Raw genomic sequence first — 14490 nt, forward strand, 5'->3', positions numbered from 1 at the left:
ACTACCCCACTGGAGCGAAGCGATGAATACCCTGAGCTGGATTCGCGGCGTCAACGGCACCCTGGGGCGACTGGTCCCCGGACATATAGCCAGCAAGATGCACCGTGCCTTCATGACCCCGTACACCAGGCCGCCCCGTGACTGGGAACTGCCGGTGCTGGCCCGGGCCGAGCGCATCACCCTGCGCTTTGGCCTTTCCGCCCTGCGCTGGGGGCAAGGGCCCACGGTCCTGCTGATGCACGGTTGGGAAGGGCGCCCGACCCAGTTCGCTCGCTTGATCGAGGCGCTGGTGGAGGCCGGTTACACGGCAGTCGCACTGGATGGGCCGGCTCACGGTCGCTCGCCCGGTGATGTTGCCCATGTCGGGCTGTTCGCGCGGGCCGTGCTGGAGGCCGCGGCGGAGTTGCCGCCCTTGAAGGCGGTGATCGGCCATTCCATGGGCGGCGCCAGTGTATTGCTTGCCCTGCAATGGGGGCTGCGTGCCGAAGCCGTGGTCAGTATCGCCGCACCTTCGCGGTTGCTCGGCGTGGTGCGTGGTTTCGCCCGCCGCCTGAACCTGCCGCCGAAGGCGCGTTCGGCCTTCATCCGCAAGGTCGAGCGGGATGTTGGCGTCGCCATCGAGCGCCTGGATGTCAGTGGCTATCAACTGGATCAGCCGGGGCTGATCGTGCATGCCAAGGATGATGCTTTAGTGCCTGCAGGCGAGGCGCAACGCATCCACGACGCCTGGTTCGACAGCCGTCTGCTGATGCTGGAGGAGGGCGGCCATCAACGGGTTCTCGCCGATCCACAGGTGGTCGCCGGGGTCCTCGACCTGCTGCAGCGCACAGCAATGCCATTGCGCCAATCGGCCTGATCATCCGTTACACTCATGCCCGTTCATTACAAACGGGAGCGGGCATGAGCTGGGATCTGGCAACGCCATTCGTCATCGACCTGCGAGTCGGTGCCGAGGATATCGATGGATTGGGGCACGCCAATAACGCGGTGTATGTCACCTGGCTGGAGCGCTGCGCCTGGCGCCACTCCCAGCGCCTGGGGCTGGACCTGGCCGAATATCGTCGCCTGGACCGCGCCATGGCCGTGGTCCGTCACGAAATCGACTACCTCGCCAGTGCCTACGAAGACGACGAACTGCAACTGGCAACCTGGATCATCGACTGGGACCAGCGCCTGAAGATGACCCGGCATTTCCAGCTGGTCCGCCCGCGCGACGGCATTACCTTGCTGCGCGCCCGGACCACCTTCGTCTGTATCGAGTTGTCCACAGGCAAGCCCAAGCGCATGCCGCAGGAATTCCTCGAAGGTTATGGGCAGGCCTTGCTGGAAAAGCAGGCGTGATACGGCAGGCCCTCGATAGCGACGAGGTCGCTGTCCGGCGGGTCGTCGAGGCGGCCTACCTGCCGTATGTCGAGCGCATCGGCGTGCGTCCGGGGCCGTTGGATGATGATTATGGCGATCTGATTCGGCGGGGGCAGGTCTGGCTGCTGGAAGACTGCGCGGTGCTGGTGCTGTGCCCCGAGCCGGCGGCGATGCTGCTGTCCAACGTGGCCGTGGACCCGGCGTGCCAGGGGCGGGGCCTTGGCCGGCAACTGGTCGACTTCGCCGAAGCCCGTGCCCGCGAAGCCGGATTCTCCCTGATTCGCCTGTACACCAACGCCGCCATGACCGGCAATGTGGCGCTCTACCAGCGCCTCGGCTACCGCGAAACCCATCGCGGCACCGAGCATGGCTTCAACCGGGTGTTCATGGAGAAGGTCCTGGTTTGAGCATTTCCCGGACTTTCTGAATGAAGGACCGCCTTTTCCGAGGCGGCTCCGGCAAGCGAAATCCCGGTCCGGGAGGCGGGTCAGGTTCGAAGTTGAGAAGGTCGTAGTTGTGTTTTCTGATCTGCATGTCCTGTTCCTCGGCCGTTGGTGCGCGGGTGGTGGCTGTGGGCAAGGAACGTGGACATGTGATCGATCTCCTTTGGATTTGACATACGCGGACCCTGTGGGAGCGGGTTCACCCGCGATTACGGTAGTGAATCCACCGACGTAATCGCGGGTGAACCCGCTCCCACAAGGTCCGCGATACTTTCAAGAAAGTTTGCGCGCCCGTCACGCCAGTTCCTTCCGATATGGCCGTAAGAAACATCCCCGTTTACCATGCACGCACTTTTTTCCGAGGCTTCCCCCATGCAAATTGCCCTGGCCCCGATGGAGGGGCTGGTCGATGACATCATGCGCGACGTGCTGACCCGCGTCGGCGGTATCGACTGGTGCGTGACCGAGTTCATCCGGGTCTGCGACCGGGTGCTGCCCGAGGCTACGTTCCACAAGATGGCCTCGGAGCTGGCCCAGGGGTCGCGCACGCCTGCCGGTGTGCCGATGCGCGTGCAGTTGCTGGGCTCCGACCCGGTCTGCCTGGCCGACAACGCCGCCCTGGCCTGCGAATTGGGCGCACCGGTGATCGACCTGAATTTCGGCTGCCCGGCCAAGACCGTGAACAAGTCCCGTGGGGGCGCGGTGCTGCTGAAGGAGCCCGAGCTGCTGTTCCGCATCGTCAGCGAAGTGCGCAAGGCCGTGCCGGCCCATATCCCGGTGACCTCGAAAATGCGCCTGGGCTTCGAAACCCCGGATGGCGCGCTTGATTGTGGCCGGGCCCTGGCCGAAGGCGGTTCGGCCCATCTTGTGGTGCATGCGCGGACCAAGGTCGAGGGCTACAAGCCGCCCGCCCATTGGGAATGGGTGGCCAAGGTGCAGGACGTGGTCAAGGTGCCGGTCTTCGCCAACGGCGAGGTCTGGACCCTCGATGACTGGCAGCGCTGCCGCGAGGTCAGCGGGGTGAAGGACATCATGCTCGGGCGTGGCCTGGTTTCCCGTCCGGACCTGGCTCGGCAGATCGCCGCGGTGCGCGATGGCGTCGACGTCGTGCCGATGGACTGGGCCGAGCTGATGCCGCTGATCCAGGACTTCTGGCGCCGGGTCCGGGTCGAGCTGACGCCGCGTTCGGCGCCGGGCCGGCTGAAGCAGTGGGTGGCGATGCTGACCCGCAGCTACCCGCAGGCCAACGTGCTGTTTACCGAGCTTCGCCGGGAAACCGATTGCGAGCGGATCGGCCAGTTGCTGGGCGTCGAGCCGCTCGTCGCCGCTGCATAGAAAATTTTATCGGTGTTGCTTGAAATCGTTGCGGTGGTCCACATCTAGGGAGTACGCGATGCCGAAGTCGGGTCGCGTAAAAAATCCAACTCGCTGATGTTTAGGAGATGTAACCATGACTACCGCTTTCTCTCTTGCTCCACTGTTCCGCCATTCCGTTGGTTTCGACCGTTTCAATGACCTGTTCGAATCCGCGGCGCGTAACGAGTCGGGTAGCAGCTACCCACCCTACAACGTTGAAAAACATGGCGATGACCACTATCGGATCGTTGTTGCCGCCGCCGGCTTCCAGGAGGCAGACCTCGATCTGCAAGTGGAAAAAGGCGTGCTGACCGTCTCTGGCGGCAAACGCGACAACAGCGATGCAAGCGTCACCTACCTGCACCAGGGTATTGCCCAGCGTGCCTTCAAGCTGTCCTTCCGCCTCGCCGACCATATCGAGGTCAAATCGGCGGCCCTGGCCAACGGCCTGCTCAGCGTCGATCTGCTGCGCGTGGTCCCGGAAGAAGCGAAGGCCAAGCGCATCCCGATCAACGGGGAGCAGCCTGCGCTGAATTGAGTGCGGGGTAGGTGAAGAGAAGGGCGCCTCATGCAGGCGCCCTTTTTGTTGCTCTTTCGGGCCTCATCGCGGGTGAACCCGCTCCCACACGGACTCTGTGGGAGCGGGTTCACCCGCGATGAGGCCCTAATAGTCAGCGGGAGTCTCCAGCAGTATCGCCCGGAAATCCCCCAGCGGCAGCGGCCGGCTGTGCAGGTACCCCTGGTACAGGAAGCACCCCTGCCTTTCCAGGAATTCCAGCTGCTCGGAAAGCTCCACGCCTTCCGCAATCACCGTCAGATCCAGGCTGCGCGCCATCGCCACAATCGCCCGGACGATCTCCGCATCGTTGGAATCCAGCGGTGCATCGCGGACGAACGACTGGTCGATCTTCAGGGTATCCACCGGCAAGCGCTTGAGGTAGGTCAGCGATGAATAGCCGGTGCCGAAGTCATCCATGGCGAATCCCACCCCCAGGGCCTTCAGTTCGCGCATCTTGCTGATGGTGTCCTCGAGGTTCTGGATCACGATCCCTTCGGTAATCTCCAGCTTGAGCATGCGGTAGGGCAGGCGATAGTCATCCAGGCTGCGCCGCACGCGCTGGACGAAGTCGTTCTGGCGGAACTGACGGGGGCTGATGTTCACGCACAGGCTGAAATCCTCGGCATCGATCAATCGGTCCTGGAGCATATGCGAGCAGGCATCGCAGGCCTCATCGAGAATCCAGTTGCCTACCTCGAGGATCAGCCCGCTTTCCTCCAGCACCTGGATGAACTGCGCCGGCGGCTGCTGGCCAAGCAGCGGGTGGTGCCAGCGCAGCAGCACCTCGGCGCCGACGATGCGGTTGTCGCGGGCGTCCACCTGGGGCTGGAAGTGCAGGGCCAGTTCGCCGCGGGTCAAAGCCAGGCGCAGGTCGCTTTCCATGCGCAGGCGCTCGCTTGCAGCCTTTTGCATGGTGGTGTGGAACAGCTGGGTGGTGTTGCGGCCTGAATCCTTGGCCCGGTACAGGGCAATGTCGGCGCGCTTGAGCAGGTCGGCCGGGGTGGAGCCGTGGTCGGGAATCAATGCCACGCCGATGCTCGGGGTCACCTGCAGGCGCTGGCCGTCCAGGGACATGGGCTCGGCGAGCAACTGGCGCAGGGTATCGGCCAGTTCCTGGACCTGCGCAGTCACTTCCTCGCGGCTGCCCTGCAGGCCGCTGAGCAGCACCACGAACTCGTCGCCGCCCAGGCGCGCCACGGTGTCTTCCAGGCGCACGCTGGCTTCCAGGCGTGCGGTGATGATTTTCAGCACCGTATCGCCCACCGGATGCCCCAGCGAGTCGTTGATGTGCTTGAAGTGGTCAAGATCCAGGAACAGCAGGGCGCCGCGCAGGTTGTGGCGCTTGAGCAGGGCGATCTGCTGGCTCAGGCGATCCATCAGCAGGGCGCGGTTGGGCAGGTTGGTCAGCGGATCGTGGTAGGCCAGGTGGCGAATCTGCGCCTGGGCGTTCTTCAACTGGCTGACATCCCGGGCGGTCAGCAGCAGACAGGCGGTCTCGTTGAGGGTAATCGGCTCCACCGAAACCTCCAGCGTCAGCAGCTCGCCGCTCTTGCTGCGCCCGAGCATTTCCCGGTGATGCACACGCTCGCGCTGTTGCAGCTCGGTCACCAGCATGTCGTGCTGCTTGTCGTCGGCCCAGAAACCGATCTGGCTGGCGGTGCGCCCGAGCACCTCGCCGGCACTGTAGCCGGTCAGGCGGCAGAATCCGTCGTTGACCTCCAGGTAGCGCCCGGTCTGCAGTTCGCTGATGCTGATGGCGTCGGGGCTGGAGTGGAAGGCCTTGGCGAATTTTTCCTCGCTGGCCTTGAGCGCCGCCTCGGCGCGCTGCTGCTGGGTGATATCGCGCAGGGTGGTGACGCTGCAGGTCTGGTTGTCGACCTTGATCAGGCGGCTGGAAATCACGCAGGTCAGGGCGTGGCCATTCTTGTGGTTGACCACCACGGCCACATTGTTCAGGGCCTGGTCGCGAATGACCTGTTCGATACGCTTGGCCCGTTCCGAGGACTCCGACCACAGGCCGATTTCCTCGGCGCTATGGCCCAGTACCTGTTCGGCGCTCCAGCCGAAGGTCTGGGTAAAGGCCGGATTGATCTCGATGAACTGGCCGTTGTCCTGGCGGGTGACGCAGATCGGGTCGGGACTGACCTGGAACAGGCTGGCAAATTTCTCTTCGGAGGCCATCAGGCGCTGTTCGCGTTCCACCTGGTCGGTGATATCGAGCAGGGTTCCGGCCATGCGCAGCGGGTTGCCCTGCTCGTCGCGATACAGCCGGGCGCGGCTTTCCAGGTAGCGCGAGTTGCCGTTCTCCAGCTGGATCCGGTAGGTGATCTGGTAATTGCCCGCCGGGCCCTCGCGCAGGCTGCGGTAGGCCTGGCGCATGCTGGCGCGCTCGTCTTCCGGAACCCCCTCGAAGAATGCCTCGAAGGATTCATGGAAGGGCACCGGGTCAAGGCCGTGCAACTGAGCGGCGCGGGCCGAGCCGTAGAGCATGCCGCTGGGAATATGCCAGTCCCAGGTGCCCAGTTGTGCCGAATCCAGGGCCAGGTCGAGGCGCTCCTGGCTGTCCTTGAGCGCCGCTTCGCGCTCGCGCTGGGCGGTAATCTCGCGGATCACCCCGACCATCTGCGGCCGGCCGTCCTTGTCGTGGGTCAGGCTGCCGCTGATTTCCAGCCAGTGCAGGGTGCCGTCGGGCCAGCGGATGCGGTGGCGCATCGCCTGCTCCTGCGGTTCGCCGGCCACCACCGCATAGAAGGCCTGCACGGTGCGTTCGCGATCTTCCGGCGGCAGCAGGTCCAGGTAGTCGAGGTCCTTGGGCAGCGGCTGGCGCGGGTCGTAGCCGAACAGCGCCTGGGTACCGCGGGACCAGCTGATGCGCCCGGTCTCGACGTCCCAGAACCAGGCGCCGAGACGGGCGCCGTTAAGCGCCGCCAGCAGTTGCGGGGCGTTTTCCCAGGTCTGTTCCGACTCCTGGGGATCGGCGGCGAGGATACGCGGAAGGCGGGGAAGACGAGGTGTAGTGGGCATCGATTACCAGACCTTTGGCGAATACGCTTCCTTGGTACTGGCCTGCCCGTTGCGGCGGGCGGCCTCAGGGGTTTCTCGCATGGCTGTCGAGCAGTGCCATAAAGGCTCTGGCTGCATTCGATAACGTTCGTTCCGTATGAAGAATGTAGCCTAGCTGGCGAGAGAGCTGTATGCCGGGCAAGCTGATGGAAGCCACCTGTTCGTCGAGCATGGTCCGCGGCAGCACGCTCCAGGCCAGGCCGATGGACACCATCATCTTGATGGTTTCCAGATAGTTGGTGCTCATGGCGATGTTCGGCGTCAGGCCCCGGGCCTCGAACAGGCGCTGGACGATATGGTGGGTAAAGGTGTTGCCGCCAGGGAAAACCGCCGGGTGATGGGCGATATCTTCCAGACCGGCGGCAGCCTTGCGGGCCAGCGGATGCTCGGGGGCGACCACGAAATCCAGCGGGTCGTCCCAGACCGGTACCGCACGGACCAGGCCGTGGGGTTCCGGCGCCAGGGTGATGACCGCGATTTCCGCGCGGCCATGAAGGATTTCCTCGTAGGCCACTTCCGAATCGAGGAACTGGATATCCAGGGCTACGGCCGGGTACTGCCGGGTGAAGGCCCGCAGCAGCGGGGGCAGGCGGTGCAGGCCGATGTGATGGCTGGTCGCCAGGGTCAGGCGTCCGCTGACCTCGCCGGTCAGGTTGGTCAGGGCCCGGCGGGTATCGTCCAGCACGTTGATGATCTGGTAGGCCCGGGGCAGCAGGGCGCGGCCGGCCTCGGTCAGGCTGACTTCGCGGCCGAGGCGGTCGAACAGGCGAACGTCCAGTTGCTGTTCGAGGCCGGCGATGCGCTTGCTGATCGCCGGCTGGGTCAGGTGCAGGCGTTCGCCGGCCCCGGAAAAGCTGCCGGTTTCGGCAATCGCGATAAAGGCGTTGAGGTTGGCCAGGTCCATCTTTTCGGATTCCCTTTGGTTATCCAAAGCATAAAAATTATGAATTTGAGTTATCCAATCTAACCCCATACCATCAGCCGTACAAGCCAAGGGGTTATTGGCATAGAAAGACTGATGAGGAACGCCTGATGGCCGGCAAAACGCTTTACGACAAGCTCTGGGATTCGCATTTGGTCAAGCAGCGCGACGATGGCTCGGCGCTGATCTACATCGACCGTCACATCATCCACGAAGTGACCTCGCCGCAAGCCTTCGAAGGCCTGCGCCTGGCGAATCGCAAACCTTGGCGCATCGATGCCAACATCGCCACTCCCGACCACAACGTGCCGACCACGCCCGAGCGCAAGGGCGGTATCGACGCCATCGTCGACCAGGTGTCGCGCCTGCAGGTGCAGACCCTCGACGAGAACTGCGACGAGTACGGCATCACCGAATTCAAGATGAACGACGTGCGCCAGGGCATCGTCCACGTCATCAGCCCGGAGCAGGGCGCAACCCTGCCGGGCATGGCCGTGGTCTGCGGTGACTCGCACACCTCGACCCACGGCGCCTTCGGTGCCCTGGCCCATGGCATCGGCACCTCCGAGGTCGAGCACGTGCTCGCCACCCAGTGCCTGGTCGCCAAGAAGATGAAGAACATGCTGGTGCGCGTCGAAGGCGTATTGCCGGTGGGCGTTACCGCCAAGGACATCGTCCTCGCCGTGATCGGCAAGATCGGCACTGCGGGCGGCAACGGCCATGCCATCGAGTTCGCCGGCAGCGCCATCCGCGACCTGTCCATCGAAGGCCGCATGACCATCTGCAACATGTCCATCGAGGCCGGCGCCCGTGTCGGCCTGGTGGCCACCGATGCGAAGACCGTCGAATACGTGAAGGGCCGCCCGTACGCGCCGAAGGGCGAGCAATGGGAACAGGCCGTCGAAGCCTGGAAAGACCTGGTGTCCGACGAAGACGCGGTGTTCGACACCGTGGTCGAGCTGGACGCTGCGCAGATCAAGCCGCAGGTCAGCTGGGGCACCTCCCCGGAAATGGTCCTGGCGGTCGATCAGCGCGTGCCGGATCCGGCTGCCGAGGCCGACCTGGTCAAGCGTGGCTCCATCGAGCGCGCCTTGAAATACATGGGCCTGAGCGCCAACCAGGCGATCACCGATATCCAGCTGGACCGCGTGTTCATCGGTTCCTGCACCAACTCGCGGATCGAAGACCTGCGCGCCGCGGCGGAAATCGCCAAGGGCCGCAAGGTGGCCGCGACCATCAAGCAGGCCATCGTGGTACCGGGCTCTGGCCTGGTGAAGGAGCAGGCCGAGAAGGAAGGCCTGGACAGGATCTTCCTCGAAGCCGGCTTCGAATGGCGTGAACCGGGCTGCTCCATGTGCCTGGCGATGAACCCGGACCGCCTGGAGAGCGGCGAGCACTGCGCGTCCACCTCCAACCGGAACTTCGAAGGTCGTCAGGGTGCCGGTGGTCGTACTCACCTGGTCAGCCCGGCCATGGCCGCCGCCGCCGCCGTTACCGGCCGTTTCATCGATGTACGCGAGTTGATCCAAGGGAGCGCAGCATGAAAGCCTTTACCCAGCACACCGGCCTCGTTGCCCCACTGGACCGTGCCAACGTCGACACCGACCAGATCATTCCCAAGCAGTTTTTGAAATCGATCAAGCGCACCGGTTTCGGTCCGAACCTGTTCGATGAATGGCGCTACCTGGATGTCGGCCAGCCGTACCAGGACAACAGCAAGCGTCCGAAAAATCCGGACTTCGTGCTCAACCACGACCGCTACCAGGGCGCCAGCGTGCTGCTGGCCCGTGAGAACTTCGGCTGCGGTTCGAGCCGCGAGCACGCCCCGTGGGCACTGGAAGAGTACGGCTTCCGCAGCATCATCGCGCCGAGCTATGCCGACATCTTCTTCAATAACAGCTTCAAGAACGGCCTGCTGCCGATCATCCTCAGCGACGCGGAAGTCGATGAACTGTTCAAGCAGGTCGAAGCCGCCCCGGGCTACCAGCTGACCATCGACCTGCAGGCGCAGACCGTGACCCGTCCCGACGGCAAGGTGCTGAACTTCGAGATCGACGCGTTCCGCAAGCACTGCCTGCTCAACGGCCTCGACGACATCGGCCTGACCCTGCAAGACAGCGATGCCATCGCCGCCTTCGAAGCCCGTCACCGCGCCAGCCAGCCATGGTTGTTCCGCGACGCCAAATAAAGGATTGACACGAACCCTTGTGGGAGCGGGTTTACCCGCGATTGCTGTAGTGAATTCACCACCGTAATCGCGGGTGAACCCGCTCCCACAGGTCCGGACAAGCCGAAAGATTTTTGGAGAGGCAGATGACCAGCAGCCACAAGGACGTTGTCCAGCGCCAGTTCGGCGACCAGGCCAGCGCCTACCTCAGCAGTGCCGTGCACGCCCAGGGCACTGAATTCGCGTTGCTCCAGGCCGAGCTGGCCGGGCACGAACATGCCCGGGTCCTCGACCTGGGTTGCGGCGCCGGGCATGTCAGCTTTCACGTGGCGCCCCTGGTCGCCGAGGTGGTGGCCTACGACCTGTCGCAGCAGATGCTCGACGTGGTTGCCGCCAGCGCTGCCGACCGCGGCCTGGACAACATCGTCACCGAACGCGGTGCCGCCGAGCGCCTGCCGTTCGCCGACGCCTCGTTCGACTTCGTCTTCAGCCGCTACTCCGCGCATCACTGGAGCGACCTCGGCCTGGCCCTGCGCGAAGTGCGCCGGGTACTCAAGCCAGGTGGCGTGGCCGCCTTCGTCGATGTCATGTCGCCGGGCAGCCCGTTGCTGGATACCTACCTGCAGACCGTCGAAGTCCTCCGTGACACCAGCCACGTCCGCGACTATTCCGCTGCCGAATGGCTGCGCCAGGTCAGCGAGGCCGGCCTGCGCGTGCGCAGCCATGCCCGCCAGAGCCTGCGCCTGGAATGGACCTCCTGGGTCGAGCGCATGCGCACGCCGGACGCCATGCGCGCCGCCATCCTGCAATTGCAGCAAGCGATGGGCGAAGAAGTACGGCAGTATTACCGGATCGAAGCCGATGGTTCCTTCAGTACCGATGTCCTGGTGCTCTGGGCCGAACGCTGAAATCCAGCAGATATTTACCGGCGCGCCACCTCGGCGCGCCGCTTGATTCGAGATAGAGGAAAGCATGAGCAAGCAGATTCTGATTCTCCCGGGTGACGGTATCGGTCCTGAAATCACCGCCGAGGCCGTCAAGGTGCTGGAGCTGGCCAACGACAGGTTCCAGCTCGGCTTCGCCCTGGAGCATGACGTGATCGGCGGCGCCGCCATCGACAAGCACGGCGTACCGCTGGCCGACGAGACCCTGGAGCGTGCACGCAAGGCCGACGCCGTGCTGCTGGGCGCCGTGGGCGGGCCGAAGTGGGACAAGATCGAGCGCGACATCCGTCCGGAGCGCGGCCTGCTGAAGATCCGTTCGCAACTGGGCCTGTTCGCCAACCTGCGCCCGGCGATCCTCTACCCGCAACTGGCCGACGCCTCGTCGCTCAAGCGTGAAATCGTCTCCGGCCTGGACATCCTGATCGTCCGCGAGCTGACCGGCGGTATCTACTTCGGCGCCCCGCGCGGCACCCGCGAGCTGGAAAACGGCGAGCGCCAGTCCTACGACACCCTGCCGTACAGCGAAAGCGAGATCCGCCGCATCGCCCGTGTCGGCTTCGACATGGCCCGCGTGCGCGGCAAGAAACTGTGCTCGGTGGACAAGGCCAACGTCCTGGCCTCCAGCCAGCTGTGGCGCGAAGTGGTCGAGGAAGTGGCCAAGGACTATCCGGACGTCGAACTCAGCCACATGTACGTCGACAACGCCGCCATGCAGCTGGTCCGCGCACCGAAGCAGTTCGACGTGATGGTCACCGACAACATGTTCGGCGACATCCTGTCGGATGAGGCTTCCATGCTCACCGGTTCCATCGGCATGCTGCCATCGGCCTCGCTGGATGCCCACAACAAGGGCATGTACGAGCCATGCCACGGCTCCGCGCCGGACATCGCCGGCCAGGGCATCGCCAACCCGCTGGCGACCATCCTCTCGGTATCGATGATGCTGCGCTACAGCTTCAACCAGCACGGCGCCGCCGATGCCATCGAGAAAGCGGTGAGCCTGGTCCTCGACCAGGGCCTGCGTACCGGCGACATCTGGTCCGAAGGTTGCACCAAGGTCGGTACGCAGCAAATGGGCGACGCAGTAGTCGCAGCGCTGCGGAATCTGTAATCTCTCTGGCCCGCTGCCGAAACCACAACAGGGCAGCGGCCCACTTTTAGCGAAGGTGTAGTTGCGATGAAACGTGTAGGTCTGATCGGTTGGCGCGGAATGGTCGGTTCCGTGCTCATGCAGCGGATGCTCGAGGAGCAGGATTTCGATCTCATCGAGCCGGTGTTCTTCACCACCTCCAACGTCGGTGGCCAGGGCCCTGCAGTGGGCAAGGACATTGCTCCGCTGAAGGATGCCTACAGCATCGACGAACTCAAGACCCTGGACGTGATCCTGACCTGCCAGGGCGGCGACTACACCAACGAAGTCTTCCCCAAGCTGCGCGAAGCCGGCTGGCAGGGCTACTGGATCGACGCCGCCTCGTCCCTGCGCATGCAGGATGACGCGGTCATCGTCCTCGACCCGGTCAACCGCAAGGTCATCGACCAGCAGCTCGATGCCGGTACCAAGAACTACATCGGCGGCAACTGCACCGTCAGCCTGATGCTGATGGGCCTGGGTGGCCTGTTCGAAGCCGGCCTGGTCGAGTGGATGAGCGCCATGACCTACCAGGCGGCCTCCGGCGCCGGTGCACAGAACATGCGCGAGCTGATCCGCCAGATGGGCGCGACCAACGCCGCCGTGGCCGATGACCTGGCCAACCCGGCCAGCGCCATCCTCGACATCGACCGCAAGGTCGCCGAAACCATGCGCAGCGATGCCTACCCGACCGAAAACTTCGGCGTACCGCTGGCCGGCAGCCTGATCCCGTGGATCGACAAGGAACTGCCGAACGGCCAGAGCCGCGAAGAGTGGAAGGCCCAGGCCGAGACCAACAAGATCCTCGGCCGCTTCAAGAGCCCGATCCCGGTGGACGGCATCTGCGTGCGTATCGGCGCCATGCGCTGCCACAGCCAGGCGCTGACCATCAAGCTGAACAAGGACGTGCCGCTGGCCGACATCGAAGGCCTGATCAGCCAGCACAACCCTTGGGTGAAACTGGTGCCGAACCAGCGCGAGATCAGCATCAAGGAGCTGACCCCGACCAACGTCACCGGCACCCTGAACATCCCGGTGGGTCGCCTGCGCAAGCTGAACATGGGCTCCCAGTACCTGGGCGCGTTCACCGTTGGCGACCAGTTGCTGTGGGGCGCCGCCGAGCCGCTGCGCCGCATGCTGCGGATCCTGCTGGAGCGTTGATCGCCTTGCGGTAACCGGAAAACCCGTGCTGGTGACAGCGCGGGTTTTTTGTTTTCGTACAAATCAAAGTAAAGTGCCGCTCCCGAATTCCCGGACCCTGTGGGAGCGGGTTCACCCGCGATTGCGATGGTGCATTCACCGACGCCATCGCGGGTAAACCCGCTCCCACAGGTTCGCGGCGTCCCATCAACCGGCACCGAGGCCCTCAAGGCCAGAGGAAATTCCAGATGACCCAACCCATCGACATCGCCGTGATCGGCGCCACCGGCACCGTCGGCGAAACCCTGGTGCAGATCCTCGAGGAACGCGATTTCCCGGTCGGCACCCTGTACCTGCTGGCCAGCAACGAATCCGCCGGCAGCGCCGTGAGCTTCCGCGGCAAGAACCTGCGCACCCGGGAAGTCGATGAGTTCGACTTCACCAAGGTCCGCCTGGCCTTCTTCGCCGCCGGCCCGGCCGTGACCCTGAGCTTCGCACCCCGCGCCCAGGCCGCTGGCTGCACGGTGATCGACCTGTCCGGCGCCTTGCCTGCCGAGCAGGCCCCCGCCGTGGTTCCCGAAGCCAACCCCCAGGTGCTGGACACCCTGAAAGCCCCGGCAACCCTGCACAGTCCAAGCGCCTCGGCCGTTGCCCTGGCCGTCGTGCTCGCGCCGCTGAAAAAACTCGTCGACCTGCAGCGCGTCACCGTGACCGCCTGCCTCGCCGTGTCCGCCCAGGGGCGCGAAGCCGTCAGCGAGCTGGCCCGGCAGACTGCCGAACTGCTCAATGCCCGGCCGCTGGAGCCGCGTTTCTTCGACCGGCAGATAGCCTTCAACCTGCTTGCCCAGGTCGGCCCGAGCGACGAACAGGGGCATGGTGTGCTGGAGCGTCGGCTGGTGCGTGAGTTGCGTGAACTGCTCGACCTGCCTTTACTCAAGATTTCAGTTACCTGCGTTCAAGTCCCGGTGTTTTTTGGCGATAGCTACACTGTGAGCCTGAACGCTAGCGAAGCGGTGGACCTGGCGGCGGTGAACCAGGTGCTGGACACTGCGCCAGGTGTCGAGCTGGTGCAGGACGAAGGGGATTACCCGACGCCGGTCGGCGATGCCGTGGGCCAGGACGTGGTGTATGTCGGACGGGTGCGTGGCGGAATCGACGAGCCGCAGCAACTGGACCTCTGGCTGACCACCGACAACGTGCGCAAGGGTGCCGCTTTGAATGCCGTGCAACTGGCTGAATTGTTGATAAAAGGCCTTGTGTAAAAGATACTTGGCGACACTTTGCATAGTGACCATTAACGTTCGCACGCAAGTTGCCTGCGGTATTCGCTAGCGGTTCGGTAATAAGCCTCACGGCGGTTCTTCAGTTCTTCTCGGTTCCCGGGGACGCTTCAAAACAAAGGATG

At 64.2% G+C, this 14490-nt stretch carries 13 protein-coding genes; 11 read left to right on the plus strand and 2 right to left on the minus strand.

Going from position 1 to position 14490, the window contains the following annotated elements; genetic code table 11:
• Positions 1-22 precede the first annotated feature (22 nt).
• The 5 genes from ACPFMA_RS08165 (at position 23) to ACPFMA_RS08185 (ending at position 3699) form a co-directional block, all read left to right on the plus strand.
• Positions 23-856: an alpha/beta fold hydrolase gene (locus ACPFMA_RS08165; protein ID WP_420057514.1), complete on the plus strand. Its 834-nt coding sequence runs from the start codon at positions 23-25 to the stop codon at positions 854-856.
• Between the two features lie 44 nt (positions 857-900).
• Positions 901-1341, plus strand: a complete 441-nt coding sequence (locus ACPFMA_RS08170) for an acyl-CoA thioesterase (RefSeq protein WP_009403083.1) — start codon at positions 901-903, stop codon at positions 1339-1341.
• Positions 1338-1769, plus strand: a complete 432-nt coding sequence (locus ACPFMA_RS08175) for a GNAT family N-acetyltransferase (protein WP_425929942.1) — start codon at positions 1338-1340, stop codon at positions 1767-1769. Before ACPFMA_RS08170 ends, ACPFMA_RS08175 begins: the two co-directional genes overlap by 4 nt.
• A gap of 408 nt (positions 1770-2177) precedes the next feature.
• Positions 2178-3140, plus strand: a complete 963-nt coding sequence (locus tag ACPFMA_RS08180) for a tRNA dihydrouridine synthase (protein ID WP_420057515.1) — start codon at positions 2178-2180, stop codon at positions 3138-3140.
• 115 nt (positions 3141-3255) lie between these two features.
• Positions 3256-3699 carry an Hsp20 family protein gene (locus ACPFMA_RS08185; RefSeq protein WP_009403086.1) on the plus strand — a complete coding sequence of 148 codons (444 nt, stop codon included), beginning with the start codon at positions 3256-3258 and terminating at the stop codon, positions 3697-3699.
• Between the two features lie 126 nt (positions 3700-3825).
• Here the strand turns inward: ACPFMA_RS08185 and ACPFMA_RS08190 are convergent, their stop codons facing one another.
• Both ACPFMA_RS08190 and ACPFMA_RS08195 read right to left on the minus strand, forming a co-directional pair.
• Entirely contained in the window at positions 3826-6744 is a 2919-nt protein-coding gene (locus tag ACPFMA_RS08190; RefSeq protein ID WP_425929943.1) for an EAL domain-containing protein, read from the minus strand.
• A gap of 64 nt (positions 6745-6808) precedes the next feature.
• Positions 6809-7687 carry a LysR family transcriptional regulator gene (locus ACPFMA_RS08195; protein WP_009403088.1) on the minus strand — a complete coding sequence of 293 codons (879 nt, stop codon included), beginning with the start codon at positions 7685-7687 and terminating at the stop codon, positions 6809-6811.
• A 128-nt stretch (positions 7688-7815) separates the two neighbouring features.
• Here ACPFMA_RS08195 and leuC point away from each other — a divergent pair, with 128 nt between their 5' ends.
• The 6 genes from leuC to ACPFMA_RS08225 all read left to right on the plus strand — a co-directional run bounded on the left by leuC (position 7816) and on the right by ACPFMA_RS08225 (position 14347).
• Positions 7816-9249, plus strand: a complete 1434-nt coding sequence (leuC, locus tag ACPFMA_RS08200) for a 3-isopropylmalate dehydratase large subunit (protein WP_425929944.1) — start codon at positions 7816-7818, stop codon at positions 9247-9249.
• Positions 9246-9893, plus strand: coding sequence for a 3-isopropylmalate dehydratase small subunit (leuD, locus tag ACPFMA_RS08205; RefSeq protein ID WP_009403090.1), 648 nt, complete (start codon positions 9246-9248; stop codon positions 9891-9893). The genes leuC and leuD overlap by 4 nt, the downstream gene beginning before the upstream one ends.
• 125 nt (positions 9894-10018) lie before the next feature.
• Entirely contained in the window at positions 10019-10780 is a 762-nt protein-coding gene (locus ACPFMA_RS08210; protein ID WP_425929945.1) for a class I SAM-dependent methyltransferase, read from the plus strand.
• A gap of 64 nt (positions 10781-10844) precedes the next feature.
• Positions 10845-11927: a 3-isopropylmalate dehydrogenase gene (gene leuB, locus ACPFMA_RS08215; protein ID WP_420057519.1), complete on the plus strand. Its 1083-nt coding sequence runs from the start codon at positions 10845-10847 to the stop codon at positions 11925-11927.
• 66 nt (positions 11928-11993) lie between these two features.
• A complete protein-coding gene (asd, locus tag ACPFMA_RS08220) occupies positions 11994-13106 on the plus strand; it encodes an aspartate-semialdehyde dehydrogenase (protein ID WP_009403093.1) in 1113 nt (370 codons plus the stop codon).
• A 227-nt stretch (positions 13107-13333) separates the two neighbouring features.
• Positions 13334-14347 (plus strand): aspartate-semialdehyde dehydrogenase, encoded by a 1014-nt coding sequence (locus ACPFMA_RS08225; RefSeq protein WP_420057520.1) that lies wholly within the window; start codon positions 13334-13336, stop codon positions 14345-14347.
• The last annotated feature ends 143 nt before the right edge of the window (positions 14348-14490 follow it).

Source organism: Pseudomonas sp. NyZ201 (assembly GCF_049860765.1).
GTDB lineage: Bacteria > Pseudomonadota > Gammaproteobacteria > Pseudomonadales > Pseudomonadaceae > Aquipseudomonas > Aquipseudomonas bharatica.

Excerpts from the sequence above, each read along its gene's own strand:
- leuC (WP_425929944.1), top strand. The coding sequence starts at position 7,816 with ATGGCCGGCAAAACGCTTTACGACAAGCTCTGGGATTCGCATTTGGTC.
- ACPFMA_RS08210 (WP_425929945.1), top strand. The coding sequence starts at position 10,019 with ATGACCAGCAGCCACAAGGACGTTGTCCAGCGCCAGTTCGGCGACCAG.
- ACPFMA_RS08195 (WP_009403088.1), bottom strand. The coding sequence starts at position 7,687 with ATGGACCTGGCCAACCTCAACGCCTTTATCGCGATTGCCGAAACCGGC.
- ACPFMA_RS08165 (WP_420057514.1), top strand. The coding sequence starts at position 23 with ATGAATACCCTGAGCTGGATTCGCGGCGTCAACGGCACCCTGGGGCGA.
- ACPFMA_RS08180 (WP_420057515.1), top strand. The coding sequence starts at position 2,178 with ATGCAAATTGCCCTGGCCCCGATGGAGGGGCTGGTCGATGACATCATG.
- ACPFMA_RS08170 (WP_009403083.1), top strand. The coding sequence starts at position 901 with ATGAGCTGGGATCTGGCAACGCCATTCGTCATCGACCTGCGAGTCGGT.
- ACPFMA_RS08190 (WP_425929943.1), bottom strand. The coding sequence starts at position 6,744 with ATGCCCACTACACCTCGTCTTCCCCGCCTTCCGCGTATCCTCGCCGCC.
- leuD (WP_009403090.1), top strand. The coding sequence starts at position 9,246 with ATGAAAGCCTTTACCCAGCACACCGGCCTCGTTGCCCCACTGGACCGT.
- ACPFMA_RS08225 (WP_420057520.1), top strand. The coding sequence starts at position 13,334 with ATGACCCAACCCATCGACATCGCCGTGATCGGCGCCACCGGCACCGTC.
- ACPFMA_RS08185 (WP_009403086.1), top strand. The coding sequence starts at position 3,256 with ATGACTACCGCTTTCTCTCTTGCTCCACTGTTCCGCCATTCCGTTGGT.
- leuB (WP_420057519.1), top strand. The coding sequence starts at position 10,845 with ATGAGCAAGCAGATTCTGATTCTCCCGGGTGACGGTATCGGTCCTGAA.
- asd (WP_009403093.1), top strand. The coding sequence starts at position 11,994 with ATGAAACGTGTAGGTCTGATCGGTTGGCGCGGAATGGTCGGTTCCGTG.